The sequence below is a fragment of the Streptomyces sp. NPDC046887 genome (assembly GCF_040644755.1).
In the GTDB taxonomy this organism is placed as follows: Bacteria; Actinomycetota; Actinomycetes; order Streptomycetales; family Streptomycetaceae; genus Streptomyces; species Streptomyces lichenis.
Genome location: NZ_JBEYXH010000013.1, coordinates 95,378 through 111,344, shown reverse-complemented (window position 1 = coordinate 111,344; position 15,967 = coordinate 95,378). Strand labels below are relative to the sequence as shown.

The 15,967-nt window shown below is 74.2% G+C and carries 11 protein-coding genes; 8 read left to right on the top strand and 3 right to left on the bottom strand.

Translation table 11 applies throughout. The features are described from left to right. Positions 1–20 precede the first annotated feature (20 nt). Positions 21–1,163: a helix-turn-helix domain-containing protein gene (locus ABZ945_RS15400; protein ID WP_361268806.1), complete on the bottom strand. Its 1,143-nt coding sequence runs from the start codon at positions 1,161–1,163 to the stop codon at positions 21–23. A 330-nt stretch (positions 1,164–1,493) separates the two neighbouring features. Then, on the bottom strand, positions 1,494–2,711 hold the full coding sequence (locus tag ABZ945_RS15395; RefSeq protein ID WP_361268803.1) for a S1 family peptidase: 1,218 nt from the start codon (positions 2,709–2,711) through the stop codon (positions 1,494–1,496). A gap of 847 nt (positions 2,712–3,558) precedes the next feature. On the opposite strand from ABZ945_RS15395, the gene ABZ945_RS15390 reads away from it, so the two are divergent. Then, positions 3,559–6,360: a LuxR family transcriptional regulator gene (locus tag ABZ945_RS15390; protein ID WP_361268800.1), complete on the top strand. Its 2,802-nt coding sequence runs from the start codon at positions 3,559–3,561 to the stop codon at positions 6,358–6,360. Here the strand turns inward: ABZ945_RS15390 and ABZ945_RS15385 are convergent. Beyond that, on the bottom strand, positions 6,290–7,612 hold the full coding sequence (locus ABZ945_RS15385) for a helix-turn-helix domain-containing protein (RefSeq protein ID WP_361268797.1): 1,323 nt from the start codon (positions 7,610–7,612) through the stop codon (positions 6,290–6,292). The two genes, ABZ945_RS15390 and ABZ945_RS15385, sit on opposite strands and share 71 nt — an antisense overlap. Positions 7,613–8,269: 657 nt before the next feature. On the opposite strand from ABZ945_RS15385, the gene ABZ945_RS15380 reads away from it, so the two are divergent. From ABZ945_RS15380 to ABZ945_RS15350, 7 genes are all read left to right on the top strand, one after another. Next, a complete protein-coding gene (locus ABZ945_RS15380; RefSeq protein ID WP_361268795.1) occupies positions 8,270–9,748 on the top strand; it encodes a DUF6801 domain-containing protein in 1,479 nt (492 codons plus the stop codon). Between the two features lie 66 nt (positions 9,749–9,814). Further along, positions 9,815–10,891, top strand: coding sequence for an ATP-binding cassette domain-containing protein (locus ABZ945_RS15375; protein ID WP_361268791.1), 1,077 nt, complete (start codon positions 9,815–9,817; stop codon positions 10,889–10,891). Continuing rightward, positions 10,888–11,712 (top strand): ABC transporter permease, encoded by an 825-nt coding sequence (locus ABZ945_RS15370; protein ID WP_361268789.1) that lies wholly within the window; start codon positions 10,888–10,890, stop codon positions 11,710–11,712. Before ABZ945_RS15375 ends, ABZ945_RS15370 begins: the two co-directional genes overlap by 4 nt. Positions 11,713–11,715: 3 nt before the next feature. After that, the gene (locus ABZ945_RS15365; RefSeq protein ID WP_361268786.1) at positions 11,716–12,546 is read left to right on the top strand and encodes an ABC transporter permease; all 831 of its coding nucleotides are present in this window, start codon (positions 11,716–11,718) and stop codon (positions 12,544–12,546) included. Beyond that, positions 12,543–13,868, top strand: a complete 1,326-nt coding sequence (locus ABZ945_RS15360; RefSeq protein WP_361268784.1) for an MCE family protein — start codon at positions 12,543–12,545, stop codon at positions 13,866–13,868. Before ABZ945_RS15365 ends, ABZ945_RS15360 begins: the two co-directional genes overlap by 4 nt. Further along, positions 13,865–14,896 (top strand): MCE family protein, encoded by a 1,032-nt coding sequence (locus ABZ945_RS15355; RefSeq protein WP_361268782.1) that lies wholly within the window; start codon positions 13,865–13,867, stop codon positions 14,894–14,896. The genes ABZ945_RS15360 and ABZ945_RS15355 overlap by 4 nt, the downstream gene beginning before the upstream one ends. Further along, entirely contained in the window at positions 14,893–15,957 is a 1,065-nt protein-coding gene (locus ABZ945_RS15350; protein WP_361268780.1) for an MCE family protein, read from the top strand. The genes ABZ945_RS15355 and ABZ945_RS15350 overlap by 4 nt, the downstream gene beginning before the upstream one ends. Positions 15,958–15,967: the final 10 nt, after the last annotated feature.

Here is a 15,967-nt window from a genome sequence, read left to right as displayed (position 1 = left end):
TGGCGTGCCGGACCGGTGGTTCATCCGCTGGTGGGGGGAGCGGCGCTCCGGCGCAGATGGAGGGCGCGTAAGGCGGCTTCGGTGGCGAAGCAGTGGTCGGGGTCGGTGAGTCGGTCGCCGAAGGTGGCGTCGAGGTTGCGCATGCGGTAGCGGACGGTCTGGGGGTGGATATGGAGGACTTCGCCGATCTGGGCGGCGGTGCCGCGGGTGGCGAGCCAGACCCGGAGGGTTTCGGTGAGGCGGGCGCGGCGGGTGGCGGGCTGGCCGTCCAGGGGGGCGAGTTCGCGCCGGGCGAGCTGTTCGAGGAGGGCCGGGTCGGTGGCCAGCAGCAGGGTGAGGAGGTGGTTCTCGCAGTGGACGACGGGGCCGCCTGGGATGATCCCGGACTCGGCCAGGGCCAGGCACTGGCGGGCCCAGCGTGCCGAGTCGGTGGCGGAGGCCAGGGGGACGGCGGGGCCGACCGCGGCCAGGGTGCCGGACAGGGCGTGCTCCAGGGACGCACGGCGTACCGCGTCCAGTGGGCCGGGTAGCAGCAGGGCGGGCTGCGGGTCGGTGAGGTCGACCAGGACGTCGGGGGCCAGCGCGGTGCGCGCCGGGCGGGCGCCGGGGGAGAGGGCGACGAAGGCGACCTGGTCGGGGAGGTGCCAGCCGGTGCGCTCGGCGAGTTCGCCGAGCGAGGTGTGCGCGGTGTTGCCCGAGGCGATGAGCTGCAGCAGGCGGCGGCGCGATCCGTCCTGGTCGTCCTGGACGGCGGTGCTGCCGTCCATATAGCCCTCGATCGCCAGCCCTTCGAGCTGGTTGACATAGCCGAAGAGGGTGTCGGCGAAGGAGAGCATGAACAGCGGCGAGAGGTCGCAGTGCCTGCTGACCTTCTTGGCGCGGTGCAGGGCCAGCCGGGTCCCGATCCGGCAGGTCCCGCGCAGGGCGTTGAGGGAGTACCCCTGTGCGGCGGCCGTCCGGCCCAGGGCGCGGAACATCTCGTCGCGCAGCGGTGAGGAGGGCGAGGGGCGGGCCACCTGGTCGACGAAGGCGGTCAGGCTCTGCTCGATGGCCACATCGATGTGCGAGCCCTGCGGACCGGTGAAGACGGGCGTGAACTCCGGGTAGGTGCTGAGGACTTCGTCCCTGATCTCCTGGCGGAGGCCGGGGATCTCCCGCCGCATGGCAGCGGCGAACCTCGGTGAGAGCGGCGGCGGTTGCTCGGGGACGGCCGAACGGGAGGTGGCCGAACGGGAAGGGGCTGAGCGGGGAGTGGCTGAGTGGGGGGTGGAGTCGGACACGGGGCGGTCCCTCTCTGACCGGCGGCGGGGACGCACCGGGAGGCACGGAGTGCGGTGGCTCCGCCGGGTCCGGCGCGTCATGGCGGAGTGGGGGAGTCCGGCCGCCCGTCCCCGTCCCGCCGCTTTGCCCGGTCTTTAACCAACGCGGCCGGGAAGGGGGCCCGTACGTCCCCACGTCCGTACGGTGATGGTGGACCTCTCCGCCGGGCGAGGTCAGCGCGGCGAGGTCACCAGGCTGGTGCCGAACTTGCGCAGGGCCTCGTTGACCGGCTGGAAGATGGTGTACTTCTGGCCGCTGCCGCCGGAGCAGGTGGCGCTGCCGCCGCCGGAGTGCAGGCCCACCGCCTTGCCACCGGAGGCGGTGACATAGCTGCCGCCGGAGTCGCCGCCCGCGGAGCAGGCGCTGGAGTAGGAGAGCCCGCCGATGACCACGGAGCCGTAGTCCACGGTCTGGTTGACCCTGGTCACCTGGCCGCAGCGCAGGCCGGTGGTCTGCCCGGAGCGGCAGATCGAGGTGCCGACCACGGCCTCGGCCGAGCCGGTCACCGCGATGTCACCCTGGCCCCAGCCGGCCACCGTCGGCACCAGCCGCCAGGCGGACTGGTCGACCTCCACGATCCCGAAGTCCCCCTCACCGGAGTTGACGCTGCCGGTGCCGCCGCGGTTGGACGTGCCGAGGCGGCTGCCGTCCTTGCCGTAGGCGGCCTGGTTGACGTTGTTGGTGCAGTGCCCGGCGGTCAGGAAGGCCCGGCCGCCGCCGGAGCGGGTGACCGGGAAGCCGATCGAGCAGGCGCCCTCCCCGCTGGGCACCCACTTCTGCCCGCCGACCACATCGCCGCCCTGCTGGCGCGGGGTGCCCGGGACCTCCACCACCCGTATCCGCTCGCCCAGTTCGGCGGCGAGCCGCTGACGCAGGGCGGCGGTCGCGGCGGTTGCCCGGGCCGGATCGACGGTCAGCTCGACGCGGTCACCGGAGGCGGCCGGCCCCCAGGAGGTGACCCCGGGCACCCCGCGGGCCTGCCGGCCGACGGCGGCCGTCGCGGCGTCGAGCCGGTCCGCGCTGAGTCGCGCCGGGTGGGCCACGGCCCCGGACCGCTCGACGGCGGCGGCGTCGGCCGCCCCGCGTACGGCGGCGTGCAACCGGCCGTCGGCGGCGTCGAACCACAGCGCGGTGACCCGGTCGCCGACGGCGGCGCGGACGGCCTCGGCGGCGCGTTCGGCCCGCTGCTCGGCCGCGATGCGCTCGCGGACGCCGTCGGCGGTGAGGCCGAGGTCGCGGGCCATGGCCGCCCGCACATCGGCGGGCACCGACGGGGCCGGGTCCCGCGGCGCGGGCGGCGGGGCGGCGTGGGCGGAGACGGCGGTCAGCGCGGCCACCGAGGCGGCGGCCAGCAGAGCGGCGGTGAACGGGCGTGCTGTCGCGGGGGACATGGGGGGTCCTCTCAGAGGGGGGATCGGCCGATCGGGGTCGACCGAGCGCGGTGACGGGCGTCACCGGCGGATGCGCACGCTTCCCCTCGTGGGGACGCCCGGCCCGGGGCTCACCGGGTGTGCCGGACGGGGTGCGAGGGGGAAGGACGCCAGCGTCTCGGGCCGGGCGCCCTCGCGGTATCCGGTGGATCCCTTGCGTCGGCCGCCGGGGCGTCGGCCGCCGGACCGGTGGCGGATCCGGTCGCGAGGCCGGGGTCCCGCCGGTGCGGCGGGACCCGCTCGCGGGGCGGGGCCCCGATGCGCCGGGGCCCGTGACCGTCGGCCGACAAGCGGCCCGGACGGCCCGGCCCGCACCCCACCCGCCCCGCCGATGGCGGGTACGCGGCCGGGGTGGTCGTGCGTTGCGCCGCGCCGCCGATGGCGGGTACGCGGCCGGGGTGGTCGCCCACCATGTCCGCCTCGCCGGCCGCGCCGACGGCGGGAATGTGGCCTGGGCGGTCGCTCGCCGCGCCGTTCCGTCGGCCGGTACGCGGCTGGGCTGGTCGCGCGCTACGCCCCGCCGCTGGCCGGTACGCGGCCGGGGTGGTCGCCCACCACGTCCGCCCCGCCGACGGCGGGAATGTGGCCTGGGCGGTCCCTCGCTGCGCCGTCCCGTCGGCCGATACGCGGCTGGACTGGTCGTCCACCACTCCCGCCCCGCCACCCGCGCCGCTGGCCGGTACGCGGCCGGGGTGCTCGTGTGTTGTGTCTGCCGCGGGCGCCCGGGCATCCGGGAGATCCCTTGCGTTGCCGGCGAGTTGGTGCCTCGGCCTTGGCGTGCCCCGCGCGCCGCCCTACCGTGCGCGGTGTGAACGGACCTCGGCAGCACAGGTGCCCCGAACTCGCCCCGTCCGAGGCGGAGGACGGTCACGAGGGCTGGCCCGCACTGGTCCGCGGCGTGCACGCACTGCTCGCCGAGCGGGGGCGGGTGGCGCTGCACGGGCCGTGGGGCTCGGGCAAGAGCACCCTGCTCGATGAGCTGGCCGGGACGGCGGAGGTGCGCTGCCTGCGGGTGTACGCCCAGGACGGCGACCGGCACCTCCCGTACGCGGCGCTCGCCCGGCTGCTGGACGGCGCGGAGGCCACCACCGAACCTGTCAGCCGGCTGACCGCCCGACGTGCCACGGCCCGGCTGCTGGCGCACGGTGGCCCGGCCCTGCTGCTGATCGATGACGTCCAGTGGATGGACGCCGCCAGCGCCGACGTTCTCGCCTCCTGCGTCCGCGGGCTGCCACCCGGCCGGCTGGGCGTGGTGGCGGCCGAGCGCACCGCCGCGTACCCCCGTACGGCGAGCCGGCTGCTCGGCGGGCACCCGGACGTGCTGCCGGTGCCGCCCGCCGACGCGGCGGAGACGGCGCGGCTGCTGCACCGGCGGGGGCTGCCGCTGCGCTGGGCCGAGCCGGTGCACCGGCTGTGCGGCGGCCACCGCGCGCTGCTCGCCGTCTGCTGCCGGGCGCTGGCCGCGGCAGGGGAGGGGCATGCCACCGCCGGGCGCCATCTGCCCGACGTCCCGCGCGAGGTCTCCGAGGCCGCAGCGCAGTGGCTGGACACCCTGCCCGCCGAGGTCCGCGCCACCGTACGGGCCGCCGCCCTCGCCCACCGCCCGGACGCCGATCTGCTGCGCCAGGCCGGGCACACCGGGGCGGACGACCATCTCGACCACGCCGTCCGGGCGGGCGTGCTGGCCCCGGCCGGGGCGGCGGAGCACCAGGCCGGCACCCTGCCCGTCCCCGTACGCTTCACCGCCCGGGCCCTCTCGCTGGCCGCGGCGCGGACGGCTCCGGCCGCCGAACAGCGCCGCGCGCACGCCGCGTTCGCCCGCGCCGTACGGGACCCCCTGCAACGCGCCCGGCACCGGGCGCTCGCCCAGGACGGCACCGACCAGGCGGTGGCGGAGGACACCGCCGAGGCCGCCGCCACCGCACGCGAGGCGGGCGAACGCGGGCTGGCCGCCGAACTGCTGCTGCTGGCCGCCCGGCTCACCCCCGCCGACCGGCCCGCGCCCCGGCTGGAACGCCTCACCCAGGCCGCCCGGGAGGCCGCCGCCGGGGGCCGCGCGGACCTCACCCGGCACGCCGCCACCCTGATCGCCGAGGAACGGGGCAGCAACGCCCAGCGGGTGCAGAGCCTGCTCGCCATCATCGACGCCCAGGGCCAGGACCTCTCGGACGCCGAGCCGCTGCTCTCCGCCGCCCGTACCGCCGCCGCCGGAGAGCCCGCGCTGCTGGCCGCCACCGAACTGCGCGCCGCCGTCCAGGCCAATGTCACCGGCGGCGACACCGCCCGGGCCCTGCACCACGCCGGCGACGCGGCCGCGCTCGCCCACCAGGGCGGCGACACCGCCCTCCAGGCGGCCGCCCTGGCCATGACGGCCCGGATGCAACGCGTCCTTGGTCAGGCGAAGGCCGCTCCGACAACGCTGTCAGCCGCCCTGGCGCTCGCCGTGCCACCCGCCCGGATCGGGATCCGCAACAGCCCCGAGTACGTCTCCGCCCGCCACGCCGTCTTCGACGGACGGCTCGACGAGGCCCGCCGCCGACTGCTGGACCTGCTCCCTGCGGCCCGCGCCGCCGGGGAGCCGGAGGACCTGGTCGACCTCTGGCGCAGCCTCGCCGAGGTGGACGCCGGGCTCGGCTCCTGCGCCCGCGCGGTGGACTGGGCCTCCGACGCCCTCGCCCTCACCGCGTCCGCCGGGATCTCCCCCGGGCCCGCCCACTACACGGCCGCCCTGGCCCAGAGCCACGGCGGCTCCTTCGCCCAGGCCCTGCGCCACGCCGACCAGGGCCTGCGGGCCTCCCGCGAGGAGAACGACACCCTGCACACCACCCGCAGCCTGTGGGTCCTGGGCGCCGTCCACCTCCACCTCGGCCACGCCGACCTCGCCGCCGCCGCGCTGGCCGAGGTCGCCGCGCTGGAAGGGCGCCACGGGGCGGCCGACCCCTCGGTGCTGCGCTGGCAGCCCGACGCCGCGGAGGCCTTCGCCGCCACCGGCCGCACCACCACCGCGTACGCCCTGCTGGACCAGGCGCACCGGCAGCTGGACGACACCGTGGACCACACCGCGCTGCGCGCCGCCCTCACCCGGGCCCGGGCGGCCTGCGCCGACCAGGACGGCGATCCCGAGCGGGCCGTGGTACTCCTCGACCAGGCCGCCCGGGACTTCGCCGCGCTCGGGCGGGTGGTGGAGGAGGGCCGCACCCGGTTGCTCCAGGGCCGTATCGAACGCCGCCGCCGGAGGGCCGCCGCGGCCCGTGCCGCGTGGCAGGCCGCCCGAGCCGCCTTCACGACCGCCCGGGCCCGGCCGTGGATCACCCTGACCGAGCACCATCTCGCCCACCTCGCGGGCCGCCCCGCCAGCGTCGCCACTGAGGAGCACCGGACCGACCGGCTCACCGGGAACGAACTGCGCCTGGCCGCGCTGATCTGCGCCGGAGCCACCAACAAGGAGGCCGCACAGCGGATGTTCGTCTCACCCAAGACGGTGGAGGCCACCCTCAGCCGTATCTACCGCAAGCTCCATGTGCGCAACCGCACCCAGCTCACCTCCACTCTGGCGCCGCTGCTTGACCAGGGCGGCCCGTCCGGGCACGACCACGACGCCCCGCGGTGACGCCCCCGCCGGTCACCGGTGGACGCGCGGGGTCGTCCGGGCGCCGGGCCGGGGCGGCGGCACTCTGGCGCAGATGCAGCGCGCGCAGGGCGGCTTCGGTGGCGAAGCAGTGGTCGGGGTCGGTGAGTTGGGGGCCGAAGGTGGCGTCGAGGTTGCGCATGCGGTAGCGGACGGTCTGCGGGTGGATATGGAGGACTTCGCCGATCTGTGCGGCGGTGCCGCGGGTGGCGAGCCAGACCCGCAGGGTCTCTATCAGGCGGGCGCGGCGGGTGGCCGGCTGGCCGTCCAGCGGGGCGAGTTCACGCCGGGCCAACTGCTGGACCAGGGCCGGATCGCTCTCCAGCCAGAGCGTGACCAGGTGGTTCTCGCAGTAGACGACGGGCCCGTCCCGGACGATCCCGGACTCGGCCAGGGCCAGGCACTGGCGGGCCCAGCGCATCGAGTCGGTCGCGGCCGCCAGCGCGACGGTCGGGCCGACGGCGGCCAGGGTGCCGGACAGGGCGTGCCCGAGCGACTCCCGGCGCGCGTCGTCCAGCGGGCCGGGCAGCAGCAGGGCGGGCTGCGGATCGGTGAGGTCGACCAGGACGTCGGGGGCCAGCGAGGTGCGCGCCGGGCGCGCGTCGGGGGAGAGCGCCACCATGCTGACCTCCTCGGGCAGTTGCCAGCCTGCACGCTCGGCGAGCTCCCCGATCAGGGCGTACGCGGTGTTGCCCGAGGCGAGCAGCCGCAGGATGCGGCGGCGCAGTCCGTCCTGGTCGTCCTGGATGGCAACGTTGCCTTCCATATAGCCCTCGATCGCCAGCCCTTCCAGCTGGTTCATGTACTGGAAGAGGGTGTCGGCGAAGGAGAGCATGAACAGCGGGGAGAGGTCGTAGTGCCTGCTGACCTTCCTGGCGCGGCGCAGCGCCAGCCGGGCTCCGATCCGGCAGGTTCCGCGCAGCGCGTCGAGTGAGTAGCCGTCCCCGGCGGCCGTCCGGCCGAGGGTGCGGAACATCTCGTCGCGCAGCGGTGAGGGCAGCGAGGGGTGGGCCACCTGGTCCACGAAGATGGTCAGGCTCTGCTCGATCGCCGCGTGCACATACGGGGCCTGCGGACCGGTGAAGGCCGGTACGAACTCCGGGTAGGTGCGCGTGACTTCGTCCTTGATCTCCTGGAGCAGGCTGGGCAGCTCCGGCCGCATGATCGCGGCGAACTCCCTGGGCACGGGCTCCAGCGGATCGGAGGCCGCCGGGCTGGGCGAGGAATCGCGCATGGGCTGTCCCTTTCTGGCCGGCGACGTGGGGGACCGCCGGAAGACGCGGACTCTATCGGTCTGCCCGGCGCCTTCGAGGGTGGGGAGATCCCCCGCCCGTGGAGGTGGGGGGAGCCCTGACGCCTTGCGCATGACCGCGGTGGTGGGGGTGGCACGCACGCTGACCGGTCCGTGGACGGGTATCGACGGACAGTAGAGGCAAGATAGACCAGCCGCGCTCCCGGAAACACTGTTTCTGCCGGTAATTCTGTGAGACCGGTGAGCGCCGGGGGCGGCTCGGGCTCAATTTCTTATGAATACGGGCGGGGGTTTTTGTCGCCCCCGGCCAATGTGTGTGTGATGCGGGCGCCGTGCGGTCGGCATTCGCTTGGCTGTTCCCCTCCCGGAGGATTGTCGCAGGAGGGGGTCAGATCCGAACGGTGCGGCGACTGGTCCATACCTGGAGGTCAGGGTGGATTGGCGGGGCGGGGGCGCGCTAAGTGACAAATCGTGAAGGCCGTTCTGTAAGGCCGCTGACAGACTTTTGCGCCGGTGTTTTGGATGGCCGGTTCTGTGTGTGCGGTGTATTGCGGCGCCTGGCTACTCGCACGTAATGTCGCGGCCGTTCGAGCGCCGTCAGGTGAACGGCCGATTCCGAAATGCGTCAGGAGTGGGGCAATGAGGGCTTCAGCCGATTCGCGCGCCGCGGCAAAGGGCGTCGCACTCGGTGTGCTCGTACTCGCCGCGTCCCTGTCGCCGGTGTCGGCCTCGGCCGGGAAGGGGCGGGCCCCGGCGGTCGCGGCGGACTACTCCTGTGCCGCCGCCGGGACGGGTGGAGAGGGTGGTCGGCAAGCCGTCCGGGTCGTCTTCGACGGTCGGTTCCCGGACCGGGGGCGGGCGGGAACGGCGGTGCGGGTAGGGGAGTTCACCGTACGAGCGGAACTGACCGGCGAGGCCGTGCGCGCCCTGCTACCGGCCGGCGCCACCGCCGTGTCCGGTACGGCGCGGCTTACGGCGGAGCTCGCACTCGACGGCCGCGGGAGCACCCGGGCCGACTGGTCCGGGCTGGTCGCCCCGCGTACCCCCCTTGATGCCGAGGGCGGTGCGGCCCCCTCCTTCACCGGCGCGCTGCCGGAGCTGACCGCCACCCGAGCCGGGCAGCTCACGGTCACCGCACGGGAGTTGACGCTGACGCTGGCGGTCGAGGCACCCGGACCGGAGGCGGATACGGGGCCCCTGGCCGCCGCCCCGGTCGAGCTGCGGTGCGCCCCGCTGCGTACCCCGGGGCCCCGCCTGGCCTCCTGGGAGGTCACCGCACCGGCGACGACGGCACCACCCCGGCCGCCCACTCCCGGCGAAGCCTCCCCCGCTCCGGGAGCCCCGGAACCCGCCGCATCAGGCGCCCCCGCCGCCGAACCGCCGGTCCGCGCCGCGCGGGCCCCGGGCAAGGCCCCCCTCTGCCCGGTGGAGCCGCCCCAAGGCGAACTCGACCCGGCACGGCTGCCCAAGCCGCCACCGGGGGCGATCGAGGGCCCCGGCATCGGCGGCTCGCTCTGCACCGTCCCGGTGGGCTACGCCACCGTGCGCAAGCAGCACGCCGCGATGATCGTCAACGACCCGGGCAAGAAGCCGGGGTTGATGCACCTCAGCCTCGGCAAGCGGACGGTGTCCTCCGCCGACGGCTCGTACACCGAGTCGGACTCCCTGGGCGTCCTGCATCTGCCCGACGCCGACTCCACCTTCCTCACCTTCGGCTTCCAGCCGGTGTCCGCCAGGGTCACCTTCGAGCCGGACCCGGTGACCATCGTCAACGTCCTGCGCGGCGGCCGGCAGACCACCACCGTGGGCTACTGGCAGCATCTGCGCATCCACCAGGTCCGGCTGAGCGGCGTCCCGCTGGACGTCGGCCCGCGCTGCCGCACCGTGCGCAAGATCGACACCTCCCTCTCGGGCGAGTACCCCTTCCTCACCGGCGGGCTGCTGACCGGCAGCATCACCATCCCTCCGTTCACCGGCTGCCGGACGCCCTCGGGCGAGGACCTGTCGCGGCTGTTCACCGCCGCCATCTCGGGCCCCGGCAACACCCTGCGGATCCAGCAGGGCGGCCTCACGGGAGGAGGCGCCTCACCCCCCGTGCCGCCCCTGCCCAGTCGCTGACCGAAGGCCGGTGCCGAGGGCGCCGCCGACGGGAGAGCCGTGAACAGAGCCGAACCAGGAGAGCAGATGGGAATCGCAGTGGAGGTCGAGGGGCTGACCAAGTCCTTCGGCCGGCAGACGATCTGGCAGGACGTGACGCTGAACCTGCCGCCCGGCGAGATCAGCGTCATGCTCGGACCGTCCGGCACCGGCAAGACCGTCTTCCTCAAGGCCATCGTCGGTCTGCTCCGCCCCGACCGCGGCCGGGTCCTGGTGAACGGCGTCGACATGGCCAACAGCCCGGAACGGGACATCTTCGAGGCCCGCAAGCTGTTCGGGCTGCTCTTCCAGGACGGCGCGCTCTTCGGCTCGATGAGCCTCTTCGACAACATCGCCTTCCCGCTGCGCGAGCACACCAAGAAGAAGGAGTCGGAGATCCGGCGCATCGTGATGGAGCGCATCGAACTGGTCGGACTGGTCGGCGCGGAGGGCAAGCTGCCCGGGGAGATCTCCGGCGGGATGCGCAAACGCGCCGGACTGGCCCGCGCGCTGGTGCTCGACCCGCAGATCATCCTCTGCGACGAGCCGGACTCCGGGCTGGACCCGGTGCGCACCACCTTCCTCTCCCAGCTGCTGGTGGACCTCAACGCCGAACTCGACGCCACCATCCTGATCGTCACCCACAACCTGGAGATCGCCCGGACCGTGCCCGACAACATGGGCATGCTCTTCCTCCGCCGGCTGGTCACCTTCGGACCTCGCGAGGTGCTGCTCACCAGCGACGAACCGGTGGTGGAGCAGTTCCTCGGCGGGCGGATGGCCGGGCCGATCGGCATGTCCGAGGAGAAGGACCAGGCCGCCCTGGACCGGGAGGCGCTGGCCGGACCGGTCCCCGAGCGCACCGGGGCCCGCGAGGTCGTCCCGCAGATGCGGCCCAGCGCGGGACTGCCCGAGCGCCAGGCGGTACGGCGCCGGCGCGAACGGGTACGGGGCCTGCTGCACACCCTGCCCCCGGCGGCCCGCGCCGCCGTGGAGGCCGACCTACGGTCCGAGGACCGGGCCACGGCGGTGTACGCCGTACCGGACGCTCCGGTGGACGGCGGGGGCGCCTCGCCCACGGCCCGTACCGCCCTGCTGCCCCGGTTCGGAAGGCGGCGGCCATGAGCGCCCCCACCACCCCGCGCCCCGCGCCCGGAGCGCCGCCGCCCCGGCCGCCGCTGAAGGTGCTGGAACCGCTGCGCGAGACCGGCCGGTTGTTCGCCCTCGGAGCCCAGGTGCTGCGGCTGATGTTCCGACGCCCGTACCATCTGCGGGAGTTCGTGGAGCAGTTCTGGTTCATCGCCAGCGTCACGATTCTGCCCGCGATGCTGGTGACGATCCCCTTCGGGGCGGTCATCGCGCTCCAAGTCGGCTCGCTGCTCCAGCAGTTCGGCGCCCAGTCGTTCACCGGCGGCGCCAGCGTGCTGGTCATCATCCAGCAGGCCAGCCCGCTGATCGTCTCGCTGCTGATCTCCGGTGTCGCGGGCTCCGCGATCTGCGCGGACCTCGGCGCCCGCACCATCCGCGAGGAACTCCAGGCCATGGAGATCATGGGCGTCTCCCCCGTGCACCGGCTGGTGGTGCCCCGGGTGCTCGCCGTCACCCTGGTCGGCGTGCTGCTCAACGGGCTGGTCTCGGTGGTCGGCACGGCCGGCGGCTACTTCTTCAACGTGATCATGCAGAACGGCACCCCGGGCGCCCATGTCGCCAGCTTCTCCGCGCTCGCCCAGATCCCCGACCTGGTCATCAGCGAGATCAAGGCCCTGGTCTTCGGCTTCATCGCCGGGGTGGTCGCCGCCCACCGCGGCCTCAACCCCAGGGGAGGACCCAAGGGCGTGGGCGACGCGGTCAACCAGTCCGTGGTCTTCACCTTCCTTCTGCTGTTCTTCGTCAACATGGTGCTGACCGCCCTGTATCTGCGCCTCGTGCCGGCGAAGGGGCTGTGAGCCATGGCCCTGAGCGAACGCCTCGTCCCCGGCCGCCTGTTCCGCTGGCTGGACCGCGCCGGTGACGAGGTCACCTTCTATCTGACCGCCCTGCTGTCGGTGCCCCGGGCCGTGCGTCGCTACCCCAAGGAGATCCAGCGGCTGCTGTCCGAGGTCGCCCTCGGCTCCGGCGGGCTGACCGTCATCGGCGGCACCGTGGGCGTGATGGTCGGCATCACCGTCTTCACCGGTACCGTCGTCGGCCTCCAGGGCTACGCGGCCCTCAGCCAGATCGGCACCGACGCCTTCACCGGCTTCGTCTCCGCCTACTTCAACACCCGGGAGATCGCCCCCCTGGTGGCCGCGCTCTCCCTCTCCACCACGGTCGGCGCCGGCTTCACCGCGCAGCTCGGCGCGATGCGGGTCAACGAGGAGGTCGACGCCCTGGAGTCCATGGGCATCCGCGCCATCCCGTATCTGGTCTCCACCCGGATCGTCGCCGCCACCCTGGCGATCGTGCCGCTGTACGGGATCGGGCTGCTCGGCTCCTATCTGGCCTCCCGGCTGGTGACCGTCGCCTTCAACGACCAGTCCACCGGCACCTACGACCACTACTTCGCGCTCTTCCTGGTCCCCACCGACGTACTGCTCTCCTTCCTCAAGGTCATCGTCTTCTCGGTGCTGGTGATCCTGGCCCACTGCTACTACGGCTTCCGCGCGGCCGGCGGGCCCGCCGGGGTGGGGCTCGCCGTCGGCCGCTCGGTGCGCACCGCGATCGTGCTGATCAGCGTGACCGACTTCTTCCTCAGCCTGGCCCTGTGGGGCGCCACCACCACGGTGAAGGTGGCCGGATGAACCCGCCGCCCGTAGCGACCCCGCCGCGCCCCGTGCCCACCGCCCCGCCCGTCCCGCGCGTTCGGCCCTCGGAGGCCGCCGTCCGGCTGCGCCGCCGACTGGCCGGCGCGCTCTACCTCCTCCTCCCGCTCGCCCTGATCTGGCTCTCGCTCGCCGTCTACCACCGCGACTTCGAGACCAGCGACCGCGTCACCGTCGAGAGCGGCACCGCCGGCAACGAGATGCACCCCCAGGCCGACGTCAAACTCCGCGGGGTCGTGGTGGGGCGCGTGGAGCGGATCGACACCCGGGGCTCCGGGGCCCGCCTCACCCTGGCACTGGAGCCGGGTGTGCTGCGGCGGGTCCCCGCCGATGTCACCGCGCAACTCCTCCCCACCACCCTGTTCGGACAGCGGTATGTGGCCCTGGTGCCACCCGCCCGCCCCTCTTCCCGCCCACTGCGGCCCGGCGCGGTCATCCCACCCGACCGCAGCCGCAACGCCGTGGAGCTCCAGCAGGCCCTGAACAACCTGCTGCCCCTGCTGACCGCCGTCCGGCCCGACCGGCTCTCCGCCACCCTCACCGCCGTCTCCCAGGCCCTCGACGGCCGGGGCACCCAACTGGGCGCCACCCTCACCCGGCTCGACGGCTACCTCCGCAAGCTCAACCCCGAGCTGCCGCATCTCAACGCCGACATCCGGGAGTTCGTGGAGGTCAGCAAGTCGTACGAGGAGTCCCTGCCGGGCATCGTCGACGCCCTCTACGACGCGACCACCACCAGCGCCACCCTCGCCGACCAGCGCCCGCAACTGGCCGCCCTCACCACCTCGGTGACCGCCTCCTCGGTGACCCTGGACACCTGGCTGCGGCGCAACCGGGCCCATCTGATCCGGCTCACCGCCACCGGCCGGCCCACCCTGGAACTGCTCAGCCGCTACGCCCCGGCCTTCCCCTGCACCCTGAAGACCCTGGCCGACTTCGTCCCGGCCATGGACCGGGCGCTGGGCAAGGGCACCGCCCGGCCCGGGCTCCAGGTGGAGGTGACGGTCCTGCCCGGCCGGGGCGCCTACCGGCCCGGCACCGACCGCCCCCGCTACGACGCCACGGGCGGCCCGGCCTGCTACCCGGTCCCGTACGGCGGCCCGGCCCCCGCCTCCCCGAGCAGCCCGGCGACCGTCACCACCCCCCAGGGCGGCCTCGGCATCCCCAACTCCCCGCAGGAGAACACCCTGGTGAACGAGATCCTCCAGGCCGGCTCCCCCTCCGGCGCCACCGCCCTGCCCGACTGGTCCAGCCTGCTCGCCGGGCCCGTGCTGCGCGGCACCGAGGTGAGGCTGAAATGAACCGGGCACGGCTCACCGGGCCGCTCGTCAAGTCGGCGATCTTCGTCCTTGTCACCATCCTGGCCACCGGCACCCTCGCCGTCAGCGTCAGCAACTCCGGCACCGGACCGGGCCCCACCTACAAGGCCTGGTTCACCGACGCCACCGGACTCGTCCCCGGCGACTCGGTGCGCATCGCCGGGGTCACCGTCGGTCAGGTGGACTCGATCCAGGTCGTCCAGCAGCGCTACGCCCAGGTCGCGTTCCATATCGAGCAGGGCCGCGCCCTGCCGGGCACCACCACCGCCGCCATCAAGTACCTCAGCATGGTGGGGCAGCGGTATATCGCCCTGGACCGCGGGGCCGGCGCCCCCGGCCCGGCGCTCAGCCCCGGCGCCACCATCCCGCTGCGGCGCACCCAGCCGGCCGTGGACATCACCCAGCTGTTCAACGGCTTCCAGCCGCTGTTCCGGGGCCTGTCCCCGGCCGACACCAACCGGCTCGCCGCCTCCCTCGTTCAGGTGCTCCAGGGCGAGGGCCCCACCGTCAGCAGCCTGGTGAGCACCATCGGCTCCCTCACCGGCACCCTGGCCGCCAAGGACACCGTGATCGGCGAGGTCATCGACAACCTCAACGCCGTCCTTGCCACCGTCACCACCCATGAGTCCGGCTTCACCGACCTCATCGACACCCTGGACCAGCTGGTCGCCGGGCTCGCCGAGGACCGTGCGCCCATCGGGGAGGCCGTCAGCGGTATGGCCGCGCTGACCACCAGCACCGCGTCCCTGCTCCACGAGGGCCGGGCACCGCTGAAGCAGAGCATCGACCAGCTCGGCCGGCTCTCCACCAACCTCGCCGACAACGCCCCGGTCATCGAGCGCTTCCTCCAGCGCACCCCCGGCAAGATGGACGCTCTCACCCGCCTCACCTCCTACGGCTCGTGGCTCAACCTCTATCTCTGCGAGGCCCGGGTCAGCGGGGTGGCCACCGACGACGGCAGCCCGCCGCCGACCGGCATCGCCCTCACGGACCAGAGGTGCCGGCGATGAGCGCGCCCCGGGGCGGAAAGCGTCCCACGGGCTGGCGGAAGCGGCGGCAGGGCAACCGGCCGCTGGTCGAACGCCACCCGGCGGCCATCGCCGTGGCCGGCCTCACCGCGATGGCCCTGCTCGGGTTCGGCGTCTACCACGCGGACGCCCTGCCGCTCACCGGCGGCGGCACCGCCTACACCGCCGACTTCGGCGAGTCCTCCGGCCTCAACCCCGGCGACGACGTACGCATCGCGGGCGTCAAGGTCGGCCAGGTGGACACGGTCGCGCTCGACGGGCCCAAGGTGAAGGTCGCCTTCACCGTCAAGGGCGCCTGGGTCGGCGAGGACAGCACCGTCGCCATCGGCATCAAGACCCTGCTGGGCTCCAAGTACCTGGCCGTGGACCCCCGAGGCGCCCGGGCGCAGGACCCGGACCGGCGCATCCCGATCACCCGCACCACCTCCCCGTATGACGTGCTGGACGCCCTGGACGGCCTGGGCTCCACGGTCGGCGAAATCGACAGCGCGCGGCTGGCCGAGAGCTTCACCGCCGTCTCCGGTGCCTTCCGGGACACCCCGCCGCATGTCGGCCGAGCGGTCAAGGGACTGGCCGAGCTGTCGATGACCATCGGCAGCCGCGACGCCCAGATCGGCGAGCTGCTGAGGAACGGCAACGCGGTCACCCGCACCCTCGACGGCAAGAAGGACCGGCTGGCCTCCCTGCTCGGCAACGGGCGGCTGCTGCTCGCCGAGGTCCACGACCGGCGCACGGCCATCGCGAGCCTGCTCCAGGGCGCCACCGAGCTCGGCACCGAGCTGACCGGACTGGTGGGCGACAACAACGCCACTCTCGGGCCCGCCCTGGACGCGCTGGACCGGGTCACCGGCGTCCTGGTCGAAAACAAGAAGGGGCTGGACCGGATCCTCGCCAAGGCCGGGCCGTACTACCGCCTCGTCGGCAACGCCCTCGGCAACGGCCGCTGGATGGACAGCTATCTCTGCGGCCTCGTCCCGACGTCCTATCTGCCCGAGGGCACCCCGCCCCGCCGCGGCTGTATGCCGCCGCCGTCCACGTCCTGAGCCGTCCACG